Genomic DNA, 26,030 nt, shown 5'->3' with positions numbered 1-26,030 from the left:
TTTATTGATTTAAAAATACAGTTAGTAATCCTTTAGATTGAACTGAAATTACACTTTTGGCATTATTCGTTTTCATTTTTATAATTGCTCTACCGTTGTATAATTGCACTTTTGCCGACCCTGTAGAAGTTCCTTGATCTCTAATTAATTCTCCATCACCTATTAAATTGAAAGACACCAAATTGATTGCATCTAAACAAAATACATTTTTAGCATCGAACACTTTTACTTCTAAAGTTGCTATTCCGTCTTTCTCTTCAATTTTTTGCAAGGTCATTTTAGCTGGTTTATCCCATTTTTCAGTTTGATATTCTTGCGTAATTTCATCGGTAACTACAACTTTACCTTTTTTAGCAACCACTTTAAACGTGTAAGTACCTTTATTCATTGGAACTTGCCAACGCAAACCTGCTGCAGGGAAATTCTGACTATCTCTTTTTCTTACGCCAAAGCTCTTTCCATTCACAAATAATTCGGCTTCATCACAATTAGAATACACTTTAACCATTTTCTCTTCGCCTGGTTCTCCCCAACGAATAGGCCATGTATGTCCATATAAGTGAACCATTGGCGTAGTTGTCCAATACGATTGAAAAATATAGAATGCCTCTTTTTTAGTAAAATCTCTTTCAATTACACCTTTCTGATTCACATAAGGAACTGGGTTTTCTGGTCTAATGGGTGTAGAAAAATCTTTAAACGGCCAATATGCTGTACCGCTTAACCATGGCATTGTTTCTTGTTCTTTTAAATGCCAATCAATTAAGTTTGCGATGTAACTTTCGCTCCAATCGCCATCTTTACTTACTCTAGCGGCACCACCGTATAAGGAAGCGTCTCCTGCTCTTTCATCAGCGCCACCACCTTTTTTAATTTTACTTAAGGCATTATCTGGATTTTCCGAATGTCTACGAGCATGACTATCTCCGCCCCATTCTACATGCAAAAATCGTTCAGACTTATTAAATTCTTCTAAAGAAACATCTTTATATTCGGTATAATATCCACGGTACCAACCTGCCCAAATTGATGGAGAATATACGTCCACAATATCTCTACAAAAATCACATCTTCTTATAGCTGTGCTTCTTGATGGATCTAACTGATGTGAAAGTTGATTTAGTTCTTTCATAAAAGTTCTAATCTTTTCTTGATCAAACTCTGTAAAATCTCCTGGCCAATCGTTTTCATTTCCTAACCCCCAAATAATAATTGATGGGTGATTGTAATGCTGTTCGATCATATTAGTTAGCATTCTTTTAGCTTGCGCTTGATAAATTGGTCCGCCTAAACCACCTCTGCACCATGGAATTTCTTCCCACACTAAAATTCCTAAGCTATCACACAGATCAAGCACAATTCTAGATTGTTGGTAATGACCTAAGCGAATGAAATTCACACCCATTTCTTTCATTAATTTGATTTCTGCGGTTATCATTTCTTCTGTCATGGCAGCACCAACACCTGCATGGTCTTCATGTCTATGCGTTCCACGCAATAACAATCGCTTACCATTTAACATGAAAGGGCCTTTTTTAACAAACTCAAATTTTCTGAAACCAACTTTTTGTGTACTAGTTGAAGTTTGACCGCCAGCAATGATATCCATTCTAACGGTATATTGTTGAGGTACATCAGGAGACCATAATTTAGGAGCCCTTAAATTCCAATCCCACAGCAACGAATCACCTTTAAATGTGGCAATATCTCTCGTGAAATCTGCAATTCCTATTCCGTTTGGATCAGTCACATAAATTTTTACTCGGGCATTTTTTACCTGATTAGGATTATTTAATCGAGCGGTTACCGTTAATTTTCCATAACCCACTGGATCATTTATAGATGCTTTTGCAAACAATTTATCAACTGAAAGTTGGGGAGTATATACTAAATTTAGGTAACGATAAATTCCACCATATACATTAAAATCTGATAAATTGGATGGGATCATTTCCAAATCTCTAGAGTTATCGCAACGAACAACTAGAGGAATTTTGCCTTTAAATTGTGTTTTAAAAACCTCAGTCTTTTTAAATTTAGCTACAGCATCGGTAATGTCTGCAGTCCACTCATCGTAGCCACCAACATGTTCTGCAACTTTGATATTGTAAATGTAAACTGCGGTTTTTTGCCCAGCACCTTCAAAATGCAATACCGTTCTACCATTTTCATATGGATTTTCAACGTCAATGCTTGTGCGGTACCAACCTGGACCTTGGTAATAATTTACATCTGGATCTACCGCATCTGTGGCATTAAAACAATGTGGCAAACTTACTTTTTGCCAAAATGGAAGTTCTTCAGGGTTACCTACTTTAACAGGTCTCACCGCTTCCCAAACTCCACCTAAATCTTGTTTTACAAATTCCCAATTGTTAATTAATCGCTTTGAGGTTTGCGCCTGCATTACTTGGCTCACACTCAAAAAAAACAATACAATAACACTTACTTTTTTCAACATAATTTTAATTCCTTTTGTATACTACTCTTTTTTATCTGATGAAGTAAATTTATTTGAAACTCTTGGTAATCTGGTCAAGCAAATACCCTTTTTTATCTAAATTATATTCCCAAAACAAGACGTCAACTAGCTATTTATACTTTTAAACGAATACTTTTTTTCTCCATAAAGGCTACAATTCTTATCACCAAAAAGGCAATAAAAAACGATCTTATTATTCCACCAATACCGTAATTAAAATAGTGGGGATAATTAAAATCTATCAAACTAAATAATGAATATAAAATATAAGGGATTAAGTAACAGGTTAATGTACTAGTTCCGGCTGGTTTAATTAAGCTAAACCAGTTTTTCTTATCCTTAATATCTATCACATACACCAGCAACTCGAATACTAAAATGGTAATGCCCATGCAAATAAAAACCCATGCCGGTGTAGCGTAAATTTTTGAAATTCCGCCAGCATAAGGACGAATTATAAAACCGAATAAAATAGCTAAAACACCCGAAGCAGCTAAAGAAAGCCATAACGTTTTGTCTTTGCCTTTGCTAATTAATACAGTATAAAGTGTAGAAATTACAGCACCACCCAACATCAAGGTAATGGATGATGCATCGCCAATCATCCATAAATCTACATGGAGTAAATCCATGTGGGTAGTCACATTAATTAGCGCAAATAAGATAAATGCAGGCAATAAAAAGGCCATTTTCCCTTTGGTAATTAAATACACTAGGGCTGCAAATAAATAAGCCCAACCAATAATTCCTAAAATACCCCACCATTCTGGCTCCATCCCTTTGGGATGCTCGGCACTACCACCTTTGTATAAATAAGCCATGGTGGCAACGATTAAAACTCCGATAGTAATTAAGGTATATTTCCAAGTTTTAGCGAATTGAGTTGGATAATCTAGCCAAATGAGGAAGAAACCAACAGTTAGTACAATCATAAAAACTGGATAACTTAGCACTGCTGACTCACCATTGTAACTTTCCATGTTTACATGAAAAAATCCCATTACAATTAAGGCTAAGGCTCTTAAAACGATGTAAGCCACAATAGACAAATAGGAATCGCCTTTCTTTATTCTTCCTTGAATTGCAAATGGTAAAGACAAACCCACAATAAACAAAAAAGCAGGAAATATAATGTCCGAAAAGCCCATTCCATCAAAATCTGCAGCGGTATGTTCTATCCATTTCGGAATGCGGTCTACACCAGCAACATCATTCACAAAAATCATCAAAAACATAGTGATTGCCCTTAATACATCAATTGATAAAATCCTTTTTGGTAATTGTTTCATGACTGGTTGTTAAGGGCTTGAGAGTGAATTAATTTATTTTCTTTACTTGTAAAGCATTTAAAACAGCTTTACCTTTTATACTTTTAAATAAGATTTGTATGCCCTTATCATCTGCAACACTACATTCAAATTTTTTCTGGACACTATTTGCAACACCATACGTAGCTGCCAAGTTTATATTCTTTATAACCAACTTATCGTTCAAATACACATCAAAAACACGTTGAGGTGGCACTTCTTTATTTACTGCAATTAAACTATCTAAATTATACGGTAAAACCGACTGAATTCCATTTCCCATTAACTCTGCAAAATGCATGGTAACCTCATATTTCCCTTTAGGTACATCTAGTTGATAACTCTCTAAACCAATTAATTGAGTTTGATAGATAGGATCGTTAAAAGTTCCTCTTATGTTTTTATCAGAACCATAACTTTGACGACTGCTATTTTTTATTTTGAAAGCTTCACCACCAACACTTCCCCAAGAACCTGGTTTGTAGGACTGACTAGGCAACCATATTTCGTGTTTTTGCTCATCTACAAACTGTCTTTGACTACCTAAAAGGATATTCATTGCTGTAAATGGTGTTTCGAGATTAGTGAGTGCTAAAGGTTGTAAATTGAAATTTAGCGTAGTTACATCTTCCAATTTCACTCTACCAGCAAAAGAAACTGCTTTAATTTCATTCTTACCATTGTTAAATGAAACATCCCAATTACTTACTCGTTCATTTACCCCTTTTTTGCCTAAGCTTTTACCGTTTACAAAAAGCTCAACTGTATCGGTATTACTAATTACTTGCAAAGGTTGAGTTAATGTATGCTCATTTGAGGTTGCAATGCCTCCCCTTACTTTCCAAGAGCCATCTCCTATTTTAAGATAAGGTTTAGTTTGAAAATTAGCTTTGTACAAATAATAAGTGTTTTTAGGTTGACGATCTAACGTTAATAAACCTTTATTGTTAATGTGAGGCATGGTTTCATCACGAGTTTCAGAATTAAAATCTGCCAAATTCCAAACTGCAGCCCCAGCTACAAAAGGTCTTTTTAAAATGGCTGCAATGTATATTTGATGATACAGCATACCATATTCTAAGCTTTTATCAAACCGAACAGGAGCAAAAGAATGTATTCTAGGATCTATATCTGCGCCAAATTCTGTAACTAAAAGTGGTTTATCAGGTATTTGTTGATGTATTTTATCCAAGTTAGGCCCAAAATCTTCCGATTTCCCACCATACCAACCTTGGTAAAGGTTCCATCCTACTAACATTGGGATTTTAACTAAGCCAGCTTTGATATACCCATTTACATCACCATGATTAGACATCATTGTGTATCTAGTGGGATCTGTTTTTCTTGTTAAATCTTCTAAACTTTGCGCCAACTTTTCAATGTTAGCTAGGTATTTTAATTTTCTTTCAGGCTCATTACCGAACTTCATTCTCAACAAAACTTCATTCATATACGCCCAAATAATAACACTTGGATGATTGTAATTCTGCTTAATCATTTCTAACTGCATCGTTTTACAGTTCGTATAAAAAGCCTTACTTTCGGTAATTTCATTCACTATAGGAATTTCTACAGAAGCCAAAATACCCATACGATCACAAGCATCTAACACCGCTTGGTCTTGAGGATAATGTGCGACACGTAAAAAATTACCACCCATATCTTTCAATAATTCAACATCTTTTACTTGTAAAGCCGTTGGAACCGCATTACCCATGCCCGCAAAATCTTGGTGGCGACTAGTCCCTATCAATTTATACGGCATTCCATTTAAGAAAAAACCTTTGTCAGCATCAAAACTGAAGAAACGTAAACCAACAGGTACTTTAACTTCATCTAAAACTTTACCGGCTTTGTTCACTAATTGCGTTATTGCTTGGTATAAGTAAGGTTTTTCTGGCGACCATAATATTGGATTACTCACCTTAATCGCAGAAAGTGTAAACGGAATGCGTTTATTTAAAGTTGATCGAACTGCAGCTTTCGCTTCATTTATCTTTTTTCCTGTCGCGTCTGTTAAAATAGTACGAATTGTTAAATCAGTATTGGCTGATGAATTCATCAGATTTCCATTTACAATAACCTCAGCAGTTGTTTTAGAAACGTTAGTGGTGTGTACATAAACTCCTTTCGAAGCATATTGATTATCTTCAAAATGAATAGGGTTTAAAACTACTAAGGAAACATTGCGATACATTCCTCCAAAAAAGGTGAAATCAGCTGTCAATGGAGCTATATTTTCATTAAAACTATTGTCAACTTTTACTGTTATTTCATCTGTTCCATTAAATTTTAAACCACTTAATGGAACTGTAAAAGCTGTATATCCACCAATGTGGCTCCCCACTTTTTTACCATTCAAGTATACTGTTGTTTCCTGATTAGCACCTTCAAAATAAAGCGAAATCTTTTTGTTTTTCCACTCCGATTTAAGTGCTAGTTTCTTCTTATACCATCCAATACCACGGTAATAACCAGGTTCATCGTCCATCACATCGATAGCATTCCACGTATGTGGAATAGTTACTTGAGTTATTATTGAACTATTCTCTTTATGAAAACTCCAACCTTGATTAATGTTAATGACTTTCCGGCCTGTACTTTGACCAAAAACATATTGTGTTATACAAACTACAGTTAACACTAAAAGGATAGGTTTACTAAGCGAATAAATTTTGTTTGTTATGGGTAGCAGCATACGAAGCGTAATAAACCTAGTGATATGTAATGTGTTATTTGTATTTAAGTTGCATTTGATTATAAAAATTTTGAAGCACAAAAAATGCTTTTTTCTTTTTCCCCGTTTCAGAAATTAACCCTTTACGATTCCAGAAATTTTGATAGACTGGATGTTGTCTTCTTGGCGATCTAAAATCTGTTAAAATCCACGGTGTCATTCCTCTTAAAGCATCAATTTTACCTAATAGAATGAGTTGGTTTTTGTATAATGCTTCTTGGTATTCTTCACTCCAACGTGTATTCTCATCTGCATGAAAACCGCCTAATGCGTCACCACCAAATTCTGTAATAACAACTGGCTTATTGTATTTAATATCAAATTTATAGCTAGTAATTTCACTTGGCGTTCCACCCCAATACCAACCCGCATACTCATTAAAACTTACTAAATCTATCTTCTCTCCTAGTGGATCATTTAGAATAATGGTTTTACCATCTCTGTGTACTTCTAAAGCGGCAGCTACTAACCTTGTATCGTCTAAAGACCTAGCAGTTTCGGCCAAATTGCTCATAAACTGAAAGCGAGGGTCGCTTAAAGGCGTTTCATTACCAATAGACCAAACAATTACACTTGCACGATTTTTATCGCGAATAATTAAATCCGTTAGTTGTTGTTTTGCATTTGCATAAGTAGCAGGGTTTGTCCAAGAGATCGTCCAGTACACCGGAACTTCAGCCCAAACCAATAAACCCATTTCGTCCGCTAAACGTACCATTTCTTCATTGTGAGGATAATGCGCTAAACGTACATAGTTACAATTCATATCTTTTGCCCATTGCAATAGCATTCTCATATCACCTTCTGATCTTAATCGTCCAGCTAATAATGGATTTTCATCGTGGATAGATATTCCTCTTAAAAAAACAGATTTTCCATTTAATAAAATATTTGTCCCCTGAACAGCTATGGTTCTAAAACCTATTTTATCTTGAATATTTTCAATTGCAGTTTTTATAGTCACTGCATATAATTTTGGATTTTCTGGAGACCATAAGCTGATCTTATTCCATGTAAATTGCTGATCAATTTTACCTTCTCCATTTGTAGTAAATGTTTTTTCGAGCTTCAACTCAGGAATCGAAACCGTAATGTTTTGTCCAGCAGTAGAATCTGCTAGTTTTACAGAAAAATTTATAGTATTTGTACTTCCTTTTACTAACTGAAGTTTATAATCGTTAATGTAGTGTTGAGGTAATTCGGTTAGGAAAACATCACGTGTAATTCCACCATAATTCCACCAATCGGTATTGATAGTTGGTATTTCATCAGGTTTTCTGGTGTTATCTGCCTTAACAACTAAAGAGTTTTCACCAGCTTTTAATTTTCCAGTAACTTCAAATTGAAAGGGTGTAAATCCACCTTTGTGTATGCCTAGTTTTTTTCCATTTAAATACACATGAGCTTCATAATTTACCGCTCCGAAGTAAACAAAGTATCTTTTATCTTTCTCCGGTTGTGTAGTGAACTTACGTCTCAACCAAACCGTTCCTTCGTACAGTTCTAATTTTTCAGACTGAGAATTCCAGTCGCCTGGTACATTCATTTGCGGAGATAAATCAAAATTATATTCAATTAACTCTGTTTTATCCTTTTGAACTTTATCATCATAAAAACCACCCGAACCTGATTTGGATTGATCAAATGGGTCGTGCCTATAATCATAAAATCCATTTTCGTAAGGATCTACAATGTAATTCCATTTACCGTTTAAGCTAAGTATTTTACGCGATTGGATATTTTGTATAGAACTAACTTGTGCGTAAGTGCTACTAAAAAATAAGAAAAGGCAAAGTATAAGTAGTCTATAGTTTAATTTTAACATAGTATAGTTTTTGTGTATCTAAAGGCAGATTGATTTTAGAAACACAATAATAGTCGGCAATTGGTCCCGACTATTATTGTGTTTATTTGACTGGACTAGTATCCTGTGTTTTGACCTAGTTTAGTTGCTCTATTTAATTCATTCTGAGAAATTGGATACAAATAGTTTCTAGCAGTAAATGATCTGTTTTCAACTGTAAACTTGGTGTATGTGAATGTAGTTGCAGTAACTGGCACTATTTTCATTCCACTTACTGGACCATTAAATGTAGTTTCTCCTTCTTTCCAACGACGAACATCAAAGAAACGGTGTTCTTCAAAAGCTAACTCTACTCTACGTTCATTGCGAATACGTTTACGTATTTCGCCTTTGTCAAGTGCAACATATCCATTAGCCGCTGGATTTGTAGTTTGCAAAAGAGGCATTGCAACTCCACTTCTATTGCGAATTAAATTTACTGCAGCCAATACTTGTGTCGCGGCAACTGTTCCTTGTGCCTCGTTTAATGCTTCTGCATAGTTTAACAATACTTCTGCATACCTGAAGAAAATCCATGGCCTGCGGATAGTGGTTGTTGTACCAGCCCATGATGCACTTTCACTTAGGTACTTACGCATATAATACCCTGTTTTAGTTGCGTTCACATTTAAACCTAAACCATCTTTGCCACCCACAAATGTTTCTACATCTTTGTTTTTGAATTTATAAGCAGCAACAGCTGGTTGTACAGATGCGGTATTAAACATAACTGAAAAACCAAGTCTAGGATCGCGATTGGTATATGGTGCAGTCGCACTATATCCAGACGTGCCATCAGTAATTGGTCTACCTGTAGTTTTCATTTCATAAGCATCAACCATTTCTTGAGTTGGGTTTGTACGACCATTTGCTGCATCATAACTTACCGGTGCATTATTTTGCTCTATTGCAACAGTAGCGTTTGCAGAAGTTGCAAAAATAACTTCATTATTAAATGCACCAGCCGTATTCCATAACCAAATATTTGGATAAGAACTGTAAATACCATGTTTACCCGTATCCATTACTCTTTTGGCTGCATCAGCAGCTGCTTGCCATTTTGTTAAATCATTAGTTGGATTGTATTGTGGACTAGCTGCATATAATAACAATCTAGCTTTCAATGCCATTGCTGCAGTACCTGTTGCTCGCCCTTTATCTGTTGCTCTCCATTCAGTAGGTGATAAAGGCAATCTAGAGATAGCTTCTTCACAATCTTTAGATATCTGAGCAACACATTCATCAAATGTATTACGAGGCACATCTAGCTCATCATTAACAGTTAAGGTTTTATTTACAATCACAAAACTGCCATAACGTTTCAATAACTCAAATTCAAAAAATGCTTTTAAGAAATAGGCTTGTCCAACTAAACGAGCCAATTGCAATTCATAAGTTTGATTTGCTGGCACGTTGGCAGGGATTAACTCATCCAATATAATAAAGGGGCTTGTTGGTGCTTTTTCAATAAACATATTCGCTTTACGAATACCTGAATACATGTTGGCATATACATCGTCAAATGTTTTTACCGGACTCCATGTACCATTCGTTAACACATTTATTCCGCCGTTTGAGTTAGAATTTACAGCCTCATCAGAACCTGATGCTAATATACCACCGTCCCCATCTAAATTGTAGCGATCAGAAAGTGTAGCATAAATATTATTTAAAAAGTTCCTAGCATAATCTGGGTTTGCCCAAAGTTGAGCTTCAGTAACGTTATTGTCACCACTAAAAGACCCATCTTGAAGAAAGCTATCTTTTTCACAACCTTGCGAGATCAACATCGCAGCAAGGAATATATAGCATATATATTTTTTCATCTTCATCATAATTAAAATTTCAAATTAACACCGAATGAATAAATTTTCATATACGGATATGAGGAGTTAAAACCAAATTCTGGTAATTCTGGATCGATATTTAAATCGTTCAATTTGCTAAACGTTAGTAAGTTTAATCCACTCACGTAAAATCTCAATTGAGATAATTTTAACTTTTTAACAAAACGATCAGATAGCGAATACCCTAACTCTACGTTTTTCAATCTTACATAATCACTAGAACGGATCCAGAAATCAGAGTTTACCGTATTATTACCACGATCGGCAATTAATAATCTAGGATAAGGAGCTGACGTATTAGTTGGTGTCCATCTATCTACACTAAATTGATTTAAGAAACCATTATTTGTGTTTCCAGCATTTACCAATTGGTTAATCGTAACCGAGCTACCTACAGTTCCTTGAAATAAGAAATTTAAATCAAAGTTTTTTACAGCAACTGATGCACCAAGACCGAAAACTGAACTAGGTACAAAGTTGTAATCTGTTTTAACGATATCTAAACCATTAATGATTCCATCACCATTTTGATCTATATATCTAATATCACCAGGTTTTACATCTTTAGATAATAACTGTTTTGGAGCTGCATCTATTTCTGCTTGAGATTGAAAAATTCCCATCGATTTATACATGCTACTGATATAACCTGCAGCAGTATTAGCTGTTGCAGCCGGACTAATAACACTTGTAATTGGGTGACCAACTGATTTTTGATAAGCTGGTAAATTAGCCGCCTCATTAATTTTTAAGATTTTACTTTTTTGATAGGTGTAATTTCCAAAAATGTTTAAGTCTACGTTACCTAACTTCTTGTTGTAGTTAAGGCCAGTTTCAAATCCTTTATAAGAAGCTTCTCCTTCATTTACATATACTAAAGATTGACCTAATGTACTTGGCAATTGAGAGCCAGTGGCTAAGTCTTTTCTAATTTCATAGAAATAGTCAGCACTAATAGAGAATGCTTGTTTAAATAGTTTAGCATCAAAGCCTACACTTGTTTTGTATGCTTTTTCCCAAGTTAGGTAAGGATTACCTAATGCTAATTGTGCAGTACCACCTACACCTGTATAGCCTGTACCAAAAGTATATCCAGTTGTGCTTCTAGAAAAGAAATCGTTAAACGCAAATCTTCTAGCATTCCCGATTGCATCATTACCTACTAGGCCATATGAACCTCTAATTTTCAATAAGTCAAGGAATGAACGTGTTCCTTTCATGAAATCCTCATCTGAGATAATCCATCCAGCAGATGCTGCAGGGAAAAATCCAAATCGTTGACCTACTGCAAAGTTTTCTGAGCCTGAATAACCAGCTGTTAAATCTACAAAATAACGTTGTTTAAAGCCATAGGTTAAACGGTTGGAGATACCTTCACGTTTGGTATCCAAGTTTCCGAAAACAGAATACACTTGTCTTGAAACTCTTGAGCTAAATTTAAAGTCGTGATTTCCAAACGTTCTATTGTAATCTAAACCAGCCCAAAATTCACTTTTCTTAGCGTTACCAGAAAATGAATTTCCTTGATAATCAACCTTAGCGGCAGTACCATAGGCTGGTAAATACCCACCTGCACCATTAGATTCAAAGGTTGCATAATTTTGTGTAAAACCCGAACGATAACCACCAGCAATATCATACGCATAAAATACTTCAGCAGCTAATCCTTTTAAAATACCATCCATTTTTTGTCTAGCACTAATAGTAGCAATCATATTACGCACTAAATCTGTACTAGCACCTCTAGCTTCTAACATTGCCTTTGGATTACTAGCTGGAAAAATTGAAGTTCCACCATAAGATCCATCAGGATTAAGCACTGGAAAAGCGTTTGGAGGAGTAGAATAAACAGCATTTAAAAATGCAGCAGTTCCTTGATTAGGGAAAGTTAAATTGGTAATTCTTCCGCCGATATCTAAGGCAACATCTAGATTTTTGTTCACGTGTAAATCAAGATTTGTTCTTAAATTATACCTATTAAAATTAGTATTGGCATCATAGGTTTCATTATGACCACCTTTATAAAAACCACCTTGTTGGTATGCACTTAATAAAGTATAGTATTTTAAAAATGCATTACCACCTGTCACCGTAGCTACGTAACGTTGTGTTGGTGCTACATTTTTGGTGAAATCTCTAACAAAATTATTGTTTGGATATTTATAAGGATCAGAACCATCCTGATAAGCTTGTAATACGGCTGGGCTATATACTGCAGTTCCTCCACTATTAATTGATGCTTCATTATACAAAGTGGCGTATGTATATGAATCTAAAGGTTGAGCGATTTGCAAGGGTGCTTGTAAACCAGCCTGAGCATCAAAAGTAACTTTAGTTGATGTTGCGCTTCCACGTCTAGTTTTCACATAAATTACACCATTTGCAGCATACATACCATACCAAGCTAATGATGCAGCATCTTTAAGTACACTTACGCTTTCTATCTCACCTAAGTCCATTGCAGCAAAATTACGCTCAATTCCATCTACCAAAACTAAAGGTTCTTGATTGCTATTGTAAGATGAACGACCACGGATTAAGAAGCTAGATGCATCATAACCAGGTTGTTGAGAACCACTTGGATAAATTGATAATCCTGGAAGTCTCCCTGTAAATACATTGGTTAAGGAAGATGAAGGTATTTGAGGCAAATTACGCCCAGAGATCGTGCTAATGGTAGCTGTCACCTCCCTTTTCTTTCTCACACCGAAAGGAATGTAAACTAGGTCATCATCCCCTGCATCCACTAATGATTTTGTCAGCATCACTTCTCCGTCATTTATTTCACCGGCTGCCTTCAATATTGTACCATATCCAACCATTTTAAATACCAATACATCACTAGTGGTTGTTTCAATAGTGTATACTCCATTGGCATCTGTATTTACTGTTCTATTTTTTTTGTCTTCTTGTATAGAGATAGATACGCCAGGTAATGGTTTTTTATCCTGATCGGTTACTCGTCCTTTTACCGTGATTTGTTCATCAGGCTTTTGCCCGTAAACATTTAGTACAGCCATCCATAAAAACAGCAGGCATACTATATATTTTGATTTTGATAATTTCATAATTGAATAAAATCTTTTAGCGTTATATTGATTACTAATTTTCCCAACCTGGGTTTTGACTAAGCACTCCTTTACTTTTATAGATTTCAGTTCTTGGAATCGGGTAAAGGTTTTGTTTTTCAGTCCATGTTTTTTGGAAACTAGCGCCTAAAACAAACGGTGTATACGTAAAGCTTCCGTTTGTATTTTTAATCACATCCATCCCTTTCATTGGCACGCCAATCGTAGCAGAACCGATTTTCCAACGCATAATATCATACCAACGGTGATCTTCAAACGCTAATTCGATAGCACGTTCATGTCTAATCGCCTCACGCATCTCTAATTGTGTCATTCCAGATTTTAATCCATAATGACCATTTGCGCCCAATTGGATACCACCACGCTTACGAATATCATCCAATGCTTTATACACAGTAGGATCATCAACTACATAAGCTGCTTCATTTTGAGCCTCTGCATAATTTAATAATACCTCTGCATAACGGAAGTAGATATAATTTAACAAGGTTGTACTTCCACCGACAGTTCTATACACTTCTGGCCAGTATTTTTTGCAGTAATAACGAGTAGCGGTATAGGTAATGTTGCCTGGGTTCCAATCCTTACCGTACAAAGTGATTGGCTTACCTTGAGCATCTAAAGTTGGGAAAGCCCACATTTCTATCTTACCACCTTGCCAAGGCAAATCATTATAAATAATATTGTTATAAAAACGAGGATCTCTACCTGCATACGGTTTTGTTGGATCATAACCTGAAGTAGCATCTGTAATTGCTTTACCATTTGCCATTTCATACATGTCCACATGGTTTTGCGTAGGGTTCATTTGTCCTTGCGCACCTCCAGAACCTGGCGACATCGAGAAATCTTGCATCATTTCACCTGCTAAAGGCGTATTGCCTTTAATTCTAATCATGATGTACTCTGGTGAGCTTGGCACATTTAAGATATCACCGTAAGTAGCTTGTAACGCATATCTGCCATCCATTAACACCAATGCGGCATCTGCTGCTGCTTTCCATTTTGCTTTATCACCTGATGGATTGTTTAAAGGACTTGCTGCATACAATAAAACACGAGCTTTTAACGCCTGAGCTGCACCAACTGTTGGTCGACCATAATTCGATGCAGTATACGTTCCTTCTTCACCAAGTTTTTTAATTGCAATTTCTAAATCACTTAAAATAAATGCAGTAACCTGATCAAATGATGAACGTGGAATATTGATATCATCATTAACTTCATATACTTTGTCTATTATTGGAACACCACCAAAACGTTTAGTGAGTTCAAAGTACGACATTGCACGAAGGAAACGCATTTCACCTTCTACTCTTTTTGGATCGAAAACCGAAACTGTTGCATCTGGTGCAGGTGGTATAGTCGGTAATTTTGCAAGCACTTTATTGTTAATCGCAATACCTGCATACATTCTTTTCCAAATATCGCCGATATCGTTTAAACTCGCTTGTGTAGAATGTTCATGGTACAAACCACGGTTTAATGAGGTTACTGTACCTTCTGAGTTTCCAGAAACAGCTTCATCAGATGCTTGTGCAACGCATCCACGGTGATCATTAAAACGCACATATTTAGTGATGGTATAGTTATAGGCATTATCTGCATATTTCGCTGCTAAAGCAGGATCTGCAAAAATTTCGTCATCACTCAAAGCTACTCCTGGTGTTCTTTCCAAGAAATCTTTTTTGCAGGAAACGAGACAGAGCGTTATTAAAACAACTGCTGTATATATTTTATAGTTTCTCATCATTTTTAAAAATTAACTTGTAAACCGATATTATAAACTCTCGAACTTGGGTAAAGTGCTTGTAATGGGAAAGCCTGGTTTACCACGTTTAAATTTTCTGGATCTACATACATCTTAAACTTAGTCCATGTGTACAAGTTCTGACCATTCAAATACACTCGTGCGCTTGCAATCTTCAATGTTTCCATCCACGATTTTGGTAAGTTGTAAGACATTTCTACGTTTCTAAGCTTCAAATAAGCTGCATTTTGAAGCGTAAAGTCATTACTCGAGTAATTTAACGATGCAGTACCTCTAGAGTGTAACGCTGGCCAAGTTGCCGTAGCTGCAGTAGCAGGTGTCCATGAGTTTAACATGAATTCGTACATCTGCTGGCCATTATTCTGCTCACTTAAAATCACATTTGAACTTACGTGAGCTGCTCCTTGAAACATCACAGATAAACTAAATGCTTTGTAACTAAAGCGAGGCGTGAAACTGTAGATATACTCTGGATTACTAGTATAACCAATCGCTTGTTGATCTAGTGTAGTAATGGTACCATCACCATCTAAGTCCTTAAATTTTAAATCTCCAGGAATTGGATTAAAACCTTGTTGTTTAGGTGAAGCTGCAATATCGGCAGCCGACTGATAAAATCCGTCATTTACATAGCCAAAAAACTGACCAACAGATGTTCCTTTTCTAATTTGCGATTTAGGCAAACCCTCCGGTTCATCGTTTTCAATAATTCTGTTTTTTGCATAACCAACTTGTCCATTAATACCCAGGCTCACATTACCAATTTTACCTTGGTAATCTATTTCGACCTCATACCCTTTGTTGTATACCACACCTCTGTTAAGTTTTGGATACACGTGACCGAACAATGCTGAACCACTTAATGGATCCAATAAAATGTCCTTACGAGTTTCATCAAATAGATCTACTGTTAATTTAAATTGATCTTTAAACATACGAGCTTCCATACCAATGTTTCTTTTGGTTCCTGTTTCCCATGTTAATTCTGCATTACCTAAGTTGGCATCTGGAAGATTGATGGTTGGCCAGTTAGTAATTGAGTTCGGGTTACCAAATGGAACTGTTGGACCAGTAGGATTATAAGAAGTTAAGAATAAGAAACGTCCAATACCTTGATCGTTACCTACTAAACCATAACTTCCCCTAAATTTCAAATACGTTAATACATTATTTTTTTTCCAAAAATGTTCGTTAGATAAGGTATATCCTGCAGAGAATGCTGGGAAAAATCCATACCTTAATCCAGCTGCAAAGTTTTCAGAGCCATTGTAAGTTGCACTTGCACCGAAAAAATAACGATCATCATAATTATAATCTACGTTTCCAACTACACCTTGTGCTGCTCTTGGTGGAGCTTGAAAAGTAGTAGTACCCACTCCTTTAATTAATTGGCGAGTTCCTAAGGCTAATGCACTAATGTTATGTTTACCAAACACTCGTGCATAAGTAAAGCCTGCTTGAAGATTAGTAGTAGTAGTTCCTGTGGTTACTCCACCATCTTGAATAGCACCTAAAGGCTCATCACGATTTCTCGTATCGCCTGATAAAGTTGCAGTACCCGTTTGTGGATTGTATACGTAGGCTGCCCAGTTCGCATTTCTTCTTTCTACGTTAAGGTAGTATGAATCATATGCAAAGTTTCCTTTAAAAGCTAAACCTTTCGTAATGAAGTCTAATTTATAATTAGCGTTAAATGTACTTTCTATCGTATTTGTATCGTCATTACGTGTTCCAAAACGTGTTAATACCGCATATGGATTCCAAATGTTAGTACCTACGTTAGGGTTCGCTGTAATTCTACCATCAGGCAATGTTACCGGATATGCATAGGCTGGCACTTGTAAAATACGAGAAATCATCCCTTCAATCGTATCGTATGAGAAGGCAGATGAAGACAATAAACCAGAAGGTTGGTAACGGGTTGCGAAACGACCGCCTAATTTAATCCCAACTGTAAAATCTTTGTTTAAGGTTAAATCTACGTTTGAACGGAAGTTATATCTATTGTAATTCGGTACCGTATTAATACCATATGGCGATGGGAATTTCTTGAAAATACCATCTTGGAAAGAATACCCTGCCGACACAAAATACTTAGCGATTTTAGTACCACCGTTAATTTGAATATTGTGTTGTGTTTGAGAATAATACTTCTTAGTTAAGAAATCAAACCATTGTACATCAGGATAACCGATTGGATCTGATTTATCTGCAAACTTTTGAATTTCTGCATCTGTAAATGGAGCTGTTTTACCATCGTTACGGTACGATAGATTTAATAATGTAGCATTCTCATAAGAAGGTAAACCAATGGCTAAACCTGTATAGGTTTGTGCTGCATAGTTACCTGTATAGGTTACTCTTGGTTTGCCAATTTTACCAGCTTTCGTTGTAATTACAATTACACCGTTTGCACCCTTTAAACCATATACTGCTGTTGAAGCCGCATCTTTCAAAACAGTTACCGTTTCAATCTCATTTGGATCTACATCAGAAAAACTAGGGCGTTCAATCCCATCCACCACAACAATAGCTCCTGCATTTGCACCATTTAAGGTAGAAATACCACGCACTCGAAGTAAAGAAGCATCTGCTCCAGGTTGACCACTTGTTTGTATCGCAATTAAGCCTGGTAACTTACCAATCAAGGCATTTGTTGGATTTGGTGTTGGCGATTTCATCACCTCACTAGCACTAATTTGAGAAATAGCAGCAGTTACACTTGATCTTTTTTGAGTACCGCCATACGCTGTGATAATAACCTCATTCAGACCTTTAGGATCCTCTAACAAAGTGACTTGAATGCTCGATTGTCCATTGTAAACAACTTCCTGCGATTTCATACCAATACTAGCAAACTCTAATACCGCACCCACCGCTACATTTCTTAAGGTAAATTTCCCCTCTCCATCGGTACTTATGGCATTTTGCGTGCCTTTAACTTTAACACCTACCCCTGGTATCGGGTTTCCACTCGCATCTTTTACTACCCCAGAAACATCGGCAAAAGCTGCTGATGAATTGATAGTGAACATGCCGTTCGCTCGAAAAGCAGTGTTTAATGTTGAATAATTGATTGTTGTACTACTTTTTGCGTAAGTAGTCGAAGCATTGATTTGCAGAATAGAACACCAGAGCAGTGTTATAGAAATTTTCCGCAAAATTCTTTTTAGTAGAATTTTCCTCATACAGTTTACAATTGGTTGATTTTAGTAATACCAAAAAATTTGGTGGGGTAAATATAGACGAATACTATTCAGATTTACAAATAAAAATTGTCATAAATAGCTGATATTTAATAAGTTATATTAATTTTGATACGCTTAATGCGCATCACTAAAAATCACTAACTAATTGATTTAGTGTGCGATTATCAAACAATAAAATTAGGAATTGATACGCTTTGTGCGCATTAAAAAAAGAAGGTAAATTTTATCAACAATCGTTGTTTAGAGTAGCTAAACAGATATTTTTAGCACTTATTTCTCTAAAATGAGTTTACTCCAGCCAGACTTACCTACACCTTTTAAATCTTTTTTACGCTCTTCCATTACTTTTTTGATCTTAGATGCATAAGTCCAGCAGGTACTTTGTCTAATTCCCAGCTTTTCTGATAACTTATGAGAAGAAATGGCGCCCTTATGGTTGTACATCAAGTATACCAGGTAAAAAGCTTTATTGATAGGAATACGGTTATTTTCGAAGATAGTTTGATGCAATACCGATTCTTCATATGCACATTTAGTACACCTGCGGTTAAAAGGAACCTTACCATTACAATAACTCGTATTTTTGCATTTGATACACGCATAGCCATGCTCCCATTTCATGTCTGCTAAAAACTTATAGCACGAATCGCGATCTGGATACTTTAAACTAAACTCGTCAAAATCTAAATCCGTCGCATTTAAACGGGCATCAGTTACCTTTTCTATATTGGTTTTTAAGGTGATATTATCCTTTTCTAAAAGGATATTCATTCGCGAAATTTCTTCCGCCTGTTGTGCCAACAATGAGTTGATGGCCAATAACTCCTCATTTTGATGTTCAATGGTTACATTTTGCTCGTGTAGCTCTTTCGATTTAAGCTGCACTTCTTTGGTGCGTTCAGCCACTTTAATCTCCAAATCTCTGTTAATGCTATCTTTTAATTCCGCATTCACTTGCATTTGTTTCATGATTTGTTTTCGAGCAGTCTCTTTTTTTCGTCTTAAAATGCGCACTTGATCACCTATGGCAAAGGATAGGAAAACCATTTCTAACAGAAATCCAAAACTTAAACTATAATAGCCAATTACATTTCCAATAAAGAACCTCGACCAGCCTAATATATGTACAACTTTAATAATGAAGCCTAGAAATAAGAAAGAGTAACCCAATACAAAGAAGCGGGCTGGCCCGTACTTTTTCTTCCACCAAATGTAAATACCGGTAGAAAAGCAAAGTGATAAGGGAATAAATTCTAAAAACTTGTATTTAAACCAATCAGGGTTATAGAATAAACAGGTTAAGAAAAATAAGAAACGAATACCCAATAAAAGGTTAATCAACTTATTTACCGTTGGCACCTTAATCTTTACATGTAATAGCTCTTTGGTGAAAATTAAGCCAAAAGAACTTAAAAAGAATAAAGCCACTCCATAGGCATATTCATTCCAAACGGGATGATTTGGCCACAAATATTGAAAGGCAATCCCATCTGTCGACATCTCGTATAAACCAACACTTAAAATATAAAGAATGTAAAACAGGTACTGTCTTCTTCTTACTGCAAGAAACATTAACAGATTGTGAAAGCTAAAAATCACAATCATCCCGTAAAAAAAACCAAATACAATATATTCAGACAAGGCATAGCCTATAAAGCGTTCAACGGTTCTAAATACAATAATAACGTTAACCTGATCTTTAGACTTTACCCTGAAATAATAGTAGTATTCTCCTTTTTTAATATCGTTAATTAAAAACTCAAAGTTTTTATGATGAAAGGAACGCTGAGGGAAGTTTAAATCTGCTCCGGCTACACTTTTAATATACCTACCCGTTTCATCTGGCAAATAGGATTCGATATGGTCGGTAATCTGATCAAAAAACTCAAATATCGCCGAATGGCCCAAGTCTTTCGTGAACTTAACCTTTACACGGTACCAATAGGCTGAGGAACGATTGTAATTTTTTGGATAATAATTCTTATTTGCAATAAATTTATTGGCATACGCTGTGCTCCTAACGTCATTAATGGTAAGTTTACCACTCGGATCTTCTAAACACACAATTTCTTTATTAACAAAAAAGTGTTCTTTAGATTCATCACTTAATTCAACCGGTTGCTGCGCATACAGTTCAGGAATGTGAATTAGGAATAAAATGAAAATGCAAGCTTTAATTAATGTTTTTAACCTCATTAACTAATGAATAAATTAGCGTTCGACAAAATTGGTTGATTTTAGTAAGGCTTAAATATATTAACAATAAATTAATATTTCTATCAGTAATAGATCATTAAACAATTAAAATACATGAAAAAACTAGCGTTATCCCTTTTCGTCCTTATTTTATTAGCTCAAACCAGTCTTGCTACTACTTATACCATAAAATCTGAAGAAGAATTTAAAGCGATATTACCAAAAGTGGTTCCTGGCGATCGTATCATCATCGCCAATGGCAACTATACCAATTGGAACTTAACAGTTCCTACTAAAGGCACAAAAGCAAAGCCTGTCTTAATTATGGCAGAAACGCCCGGCAAAGTCATATTCTCTGGAGAAGTAAACGAAACCTTATTTTACTTCACTGGTGAGTTCACGACCTTAAGCGGGATTACGTTTAATGCGTGCACCTTACTTAAGGCGAAAGGTGCATCTGGTTTAATGGTAGAATTTAACACTACTAGCAATTGCAGGTTGACTGATTGTAGGTTTACTACGAATGCGGTTAAAGGTCAATTTATGCCTTTAGTCATTATTTCAGGTAATGGAACAGCCAATCAAGTAGATAACTGTACGTTTAGTGGCAACGTAGATAATCAAGATGTACAGGTAAAGATTACCAAAGACAGCTGCCCACAGTTTACGTTAATAGAAAACAACGTATTTACAGACAAAAAGAGAGTAAGCTGGGCAAACGGTAACGGCGGCGAATGTGTCCAAATTGGTCAAGATCCTATTTTATTAGGGACAAAAGAAGCAAACGCTATCGTTCGCTCTAATCGATTTATTCATTGCGACGGAGAGAATGAAGTGATTAGCAATAAAAGCAGTCGTAACAGTTATGTAAAGAACTATTTTGAAGCCAATGATGGGGAATTAGTAATGCGTGGCGGACACGATTGTATCATTTCCGACAATGTGTTTGAAGGTGGCACTGGTGGCATCCGAATTAACGGCACTGGTCATACCATTACGAACAACAAAATCAACAACATCAAAACAGCGATTCGATTAATGTATGGCATGGCCAAGGGAAAAGAAGACACTGGCTTTTACATCGCAGCAAGCAACTGCACGGTGACCAATAATCGCATTTCCAATGCTACCACAGGCATTTTAGTGGGAGATAGTAAAAATGCCGATTGGACAGGGAAATTTGATACCAAGAGATATCCTTCTCGTGTTATGCAAGATGTAGCTCCTTTTGATAATAAAATTTCAGGCAATACGTTTTCTACGACCAAAAATCAAGTAGTAACCCAATAAATGTTAAGGATTAAAGTGATACAGGAATTGTACGGCTCCTGTGTACGCAGGTTTCGGTTGATCTTTAATCTCTAATTCTGCTTCAATCGAAACTTTGGTAATGCCACGTAAATTTGCAATGCTTTTTAGCTTTGCTTTTAAGCGCACTTCACTATCTACCACTACGGCTTGACCAAATTTGAAACTTTCAATCCCGTAATTAATCTCCATTTTAATGTTACGGATATCTGCAATCTGTTTCCATAAGTATGGGATAAGTGATAACGTTAAATAACCATGTGCAATGGTTTTCTTAAACGGACTGTCAATCGCTGATCTTTCTGGATCGGTATGGATCCATTGATGATCAAGTGTAGCATCAGAAAACAAATTAATTTGTTGTTGTGTAATGGTATGCCATTGAGAGATACCTAGTTCCTTGCCTAAATGAGATTCGAATTCTTCGTAATTGTTAACTATTAACATATATATTGGTTTGCTGATAGGCTAAAGTAACACTTTAAATTACATTTTGTTTACAAACCGTTATAAATTTCTAGTATCATTTGTCATACTGAGCGTAACGAAGGTCTATTACCAAATTATCCAATAGATTCCTCCAAAGTCGGAATGACAAGGTCTGAGCACTTTGTCATCCTGAGCGTAGCGAAGGATCTATTATCAAATGGTCTAATAGATTCCTCCAAAGTCGGAATGACAAACCGTATATAAAGGGTAATAGTCTTCAACAAGCTCAGACTAACAACTATAACTAAGATCTAACCAACAATCCTTTTAAATCTGCTGGCGAGTAATTAATTGATTTCAATGTTTTATGATCTCCATTACGGTACACTAGGAACAACGAATCGACTTCTTTGTAATAGGCATCTACATTTCCATTTGCTTTATAATGTGCAATGGTTTCATTTGCCTCTTCAACCGTTTTGCAGGCCTTACTCATATTCGAACGGTGTACCTCATCAAAAAGCGACTTAAATTGTGCTCCTAATCCAAACTCTAATACTGCACCTGCTAATACATATTGCAAATCACACAAAGCATCTGCAACCTCCACTAGGTTACCCTGATTAACTGCTTCTTTTAACTCTTCTAATTCTTCGGCTAGTAGATCAATTCGCAGCTGACTTCTCTCTGCTGGAATGGTTGCTTGCTCTAGTATAGGGTGTTTAAAGGTTTTGTGAAATTCAGCCACCTGGCTTAACGCATTTAGATCTTCCATTTTATTGTGAGGTTTTAAGCTACGAAGTTTAAATTATTTACAGGGAAGGTCAAATTTTCTTATCAACATGTAAATTGATATTAACACCAAAGCCTTTACTAAAACTACAATACCCTAAAATTAAGTCCTTTGTTACCGTTTTATAAGGGCAATTCAAAATAAAAAGCCGATCCGTTGCCAAACTCACTCTCTGCCCAAATTTTACCTTGGTGTCTTTCTATAATTTCGGCGCTGAGGTACAACCCTATTCCAAAGCCAGAGACATTGTTATTGTGGTTTTCTACTCGATAGTACCTTTCGAAAAGCCGTGGAAGATCTTGTTCTCGAATACCCATTCCTTGATCTAAAATCCCTACTTTAACCTTTCCGTTACGCACTACACAGGTGACATCAATTTTTGTTCCATTTGGAGAATATTTAACCGCATTGCTGACCAAGTTATTAATGACTTGAGCTATTTTGGGTTTGTCGGCATTCACGATAACCTTATCACACAAACTGAGTACAATCTTATGTGATGTAGAATAGACCAAGTGCTCTACCTCTATTTCACGAATAAGTTCAGTCATATCAAAAGAGGTTTTTTCAATATGGATCTTTCCTGATTCTAATCTGGATACATTTAGAAATGCGGCAATCATCTCTGTCATTTGTCGAACCTGTTTTAGCGGTTGCTCAAAAGAGCTAGCTGTAGTTATACTTCCCTTACTTGCTTTACGCTGTAAAAATTGCAAATGGCCATTTAAAGAAGTAAGTGGAGTTTTTAGTTCATGACTTACCATTCCAATGAAATCGTTTTTGCGGAGTTCATCTTCCATTTGATCGGTAATATCCATGACTACTCCTGTAAAGGCAGAAAATTCACCAGAAAGATCTAACCTTAAGTTGCCCAATGCCCTCACCCACCTAACTTTTTTATCCCTAAATCCAATCACTTTATGGGAAACATCGTAGTTTTCGCCCTTTGTAATTGCAATTTCCATAGCTTCTTTCACTGTTTCACGAAACTCATCAGGAATCCCTTCAAAAGCAAGAGGAAGCGTCATTTCATCCTCTGGGTAAAATCCAAATAATTCTTTCATTCGGTCTGAGGCGATGAGTTCTCGCGTTTCTGAATGGATATACCATGTACCTACACTAGCTGCCTCTAGTGCCAGTCGAAGGGTATGCTCGGCATGTTCCACTTGTCTACGATTTCTCACCTGTTCACTCACATCAACTGCTACTACCAAAATATCAGCTGTTGACCCTGAAGAATTAGCTACTGGCTGGTACACTACATTAAAAAATAGTTCTTTCAATTCCCCATTGTGTTCCAATAACGCTCTTATTTCATTTGCTGTAAATGGAACCCCAGAGGTATACACTTCATCTAATATGGAAAGAAAGGGTTGTCCTTCTAATTCGGGAAGTGCTTTATGCAGTGGTAAGCCTAAAATAGCAGTCGTTTTACCCCATACCTCCAATAGCTTGGTATTAGCAGATTCGACTAGTTGTTCACTTCCCTGTAATACCCCAATGGCAACTGGTGCTTCCTTAATAAGGTATTTAAACCTAGACTCACTACGAGCAAGCTCATCGTTTACTACATGTAGCTGTGCATTGGCTTCCGCTAATTCTTTTGCATATTTTTCTTGTAATCGATGCGATAGTACTCGATCTGTAATTTCAAAAGACATCACCAATACACCAGTTCTATTTCCATCAAGATCTGATAAAGGTTGATAGGTATAATCCACAAAGGTTTCGCGAACAGAGCCATCGGCCATGGTAAATAACACCGGACTTTCTTTCACATCAATAATTTCCCCTGTGGCCATTACATGGCGCAACTGACTTGCAAAAGGTTGGTCGGCAAGATCAGGTAAGATTTCTAAGAATGGTTTTCCAATTACTTCGGCTTTCGTTTTTTTCCAGTAGTCGAGGTTTGAATTGTTAATCATTTCTACAATGAGGTCATATCCCCTGATCACAACTACCGAAGCTGGTAACATGTTGATGATCTGCTCCAGATTATCACTCGCTTGTTCAGATTTGAATTTGCTCTGCAAAATTTCTGTCATTTCGTACGCAAATACAAATACGCCATCTACTACATCAGCAGTGTCAAATCTTGGTATGTAGGTAAAGGTAAAGTACCGATCCTGTAAGGGGCCACCTTCAAATTCGGCAATGGGAATGAGCATTTCCTTAAATTCTGCTACTTTTCCTGTCCTATACACATCGTTTAACACACCCTCTAGTTCAGTTCCTTTTAGTTCGGGTATGGCATCGAACATAGGCCTTCCTAGCAATTCTCTTCCATTAAGCAGCGATTGGTAAATTGGATTGACGAGTTCGTAAATAAATTCTTCGCCATTCAACACACAAATCCCTGCTGGTGCTTGATTGAAAAAATCGTATAGACGATCACGTTCTTTCTCTGCCGCTAGTTTTTGTGCTGCTATCTTTTCTCGCTCACGCACCTGATTTGTATTTTCCAATACCCAAACCGCAAGCTTACTCACTTTGCCATCTTCAGTATTAACAGGGGCATATACAAAAGTTACAAAAATATATTCCTCTTTCCCATGGCGAACCAACATGAGTTCTACCTCATCTGCATAAAAAGCTTCCCCTGAGGTAACTACTCCTCTCATGGCTTCTTCAAAATAGATACGTGCTTCTGCAAAAGATTCCCAATACCATTTCCCTAGAATGGCTTCGCGTGGTTTTCCAGCAATTTCCAAAAACTTTTCATTGAGCATTTCTGCTACAAAAGTGTCAGCATCTAGGATACAGATTCCGATTGGGGCACTATCCACTATGGCCCTTAGATTGGAGTCGTCTTTAAAATTCATGAGTAGAGATAAAAAACTAAGATAAACTATTTACCTCCAAAACGAAAGTGGGGAATAGAGCTAAAAGCTCTACAATGAGCAATTAATGAGGCAGCTTAAAACTAGATAGGGATTGCTGATTTTAAGCCCGCAATTTTTTAGCAATTTATCCCATAAAAATAGCCACAGGTTAAGCACACTATATCGGCTTATCCTGT

At 36.3% G+C, this 26,030-nt stretch carries 13 protein-coding genes; 1 reads left to right on the top strand and 12 read right to left on the bottom strand.

Annotation, left to right across the window (positions count from 1 at the left end; genetic code table 11):
• Window position 1 precedes the first annotated feature (1 nt).
• The 9 genes from ACHMWN_RS12085 to ACHMWN_RS12045 form a co-directional block, all read right to left on the bottom strand.
• Entirely contained in the window at window positions 2–2,461 is a 2,460-nt protein-coding gene (locus tag ACHMWN_RS12085) for a glycoside hydrolase family 2 TIM barrel-domain containing protein (RefSeq protein WP_397301340.1), read from the bottom strand.
• A gap of 134 nt (window positions 2,462–2,595) precedes the next feature.
• Window positions 2,596–3,771 (bottom strand): DUF5009 domain-containing protein, encoded by a 1,176-nt coding sequence (locus tag ACHMWN_RS12080; protein WP_397301338.1) that lies wholly within the window; start codon window positions 3,769–3,771, stop codon window positions 2,596–2,598.
• Between the two features lie 28 nt (window positions 3,772–3,799).
• Window positions 3,800–6,487, bottom strand: a complete 2,688-nt coding sequence (locus ACHMWN_RS12075) for a glycoside hydrolase family 2 TIM barrel-domain containing protein (RefSeq protein ID WP_397301336.1) — start codon at window positions 6,485–6,487, stop codon at window positions 3,800–3,802.
• 34 nt (window positions 6,488–6,521) lie between these two features.
• Window positions 6,522–8,351, bottom strand: a complete 1,830-nt coding sequence (locus tag ACHMWN_RS12070; RefSeq protein WP_397301334.1) for a glycoside hydrolase family 2 protein — start codon at window positions 8,349–8,351, stop codon at window positions 6,522–6,524.
• Between the two features lie 95 nt (window positions 8,352–8,446).
• Window positions 8,447–10,195, bottom strand: a complete 1,749-nt coding sequence (locus tag ACHMWN_RS12065) for a RagB/SusD family nutrient uptake outer membrane protein (protein ID WP_397301332.1) — start codon at window positions 10,193–10,195, stop codon at window positions 8,447–8,449.
• Between the two features lie 11 nt (window positions 10,196–10,206).
• On the bottom strand, window positions 10,207–13,284 hold the full coding sequence (locus tag ACHMWN_RS12060) for a SusC/RagA family TonB-linked outer membrane protein (protein WP_397301329.1): 3,078 nt from the start codon (window positions 13,282–13,284) through the stop codon (window positions 10,207–10,209).
• 34 nt (window positions 13,285–13,318) lie between these two features.
• Window positions 13,319–14,983, bottom strand: coding sequence for a RagB/SusD family nutrient uptake outer membrane protein (locus tag ACHMWN_RS12055; protein WP_397301326.1), 1,665 nt, complete (start codon window positions 14,981–14,983; stop codon window positions 13,319–13,321).
• Between the two features lie 77 nt (window positions 14,984–15,060).
• Window positions 15,061–18,111, bottom strand: a complete 3,051-nt coding sequence (locus ACHMWN_RS12050; protein ID WP_397301323.1) for a SusC/RagA family TonB-linked outer membrane protein — start codon at window positions 18,109–18,111, stop codon at window positions 15,061–15,063.
• 444 nt (window positions 18,112–18,555) lie between these two features.
• On the bottom strand, window positions 18,556–20,481 hold the full coding sequence (locus tag ACHMWN_RS12045; RefSeq protein WP_397301321.1) for a 7TM diverse intracellular signaling domain-containing protein: 1,926 nt from the start codon (window positions 20,479–20,481) through the stop codon (window positions 18,556–18,558).
• A gap of 114 nt (window positions 20,482–20,595) precedes the next feature.
• On the opposite strand from ACHMWN_RS12045, the gene ACHMWN_RS12040 reads away from it, so the two are divergent.
• Window positions 20,596–21,771, top strand: coding sequence for a chondroitinase-B domain-containing protein (locus ACHMWN_RS12040; RefSeq protein WP_397301318.1), 1,176 nt, complete (start codon window positions 20,596–20,598; stop codon window positions 21,769–21,771).
• 3 nt (window positions 21,772–21,774) lie between these two features.
• Here the strand turns inward: ACHMWN_RS12040 and ACHMWN_RS12035 are convergent, their stop codons facing one another.
• The 3 genes from ACHMWN_RS12035 to ACHMWN_RS12025 all read right to left on the bottom strand — a co-directional run bounded on the left by ACHMWN_RS12035 (window position 21,775) and on the right by ACHMWN_RS12025 (window position 25,833).
• Window positions 21,775–22,236, bottom strand: a complete 462-nt coding sequence (locus ACHMWN_RS12035; protein ID WP_372820465.1) for a MaoC family dehydratase — start codon at window positions 22,234–22,236, stop codon at window positions 21,775–21,777.
• A 286-nt stretch (window positions 22,237–22,522) separates the two neighbouring features.
• Entirely contained in the window at window positions 22,523–22,993 is a 471-nt protein-coding gene (locus ACHMWN_RS12030; protein WP_397301315.1) for a hypothetical protein, read from the bottom strand.
• A 140-nt stretch (window positions 22,994–23,133) separates the two neighbouring features.
• Complete coding sequence (locus tag ACHMWN_RS12025; protein WP_397301313.1) at window positions 23,134–25,833, bottom strand: PAS domain-containing protein; 2,700 nt, start codon at window positions 25,831–25,833, stop codon at window positions 23,134–23,136.
• Window positions 25,834–26,030 lie beyond the last annotated feature (197 nt).

It is taken from the genome of Pedobacter sp. UC225_61 (assembly GCF_044452285.1).
GTDB lineage: Bacteria > Bacteroidota > Bacteroidia > Sphingobacteriales > Sphingobacteriaceae > Pedobacter.
This window is presented reverse-complemented; position numbering and strand designations above follow the sequence as displayed.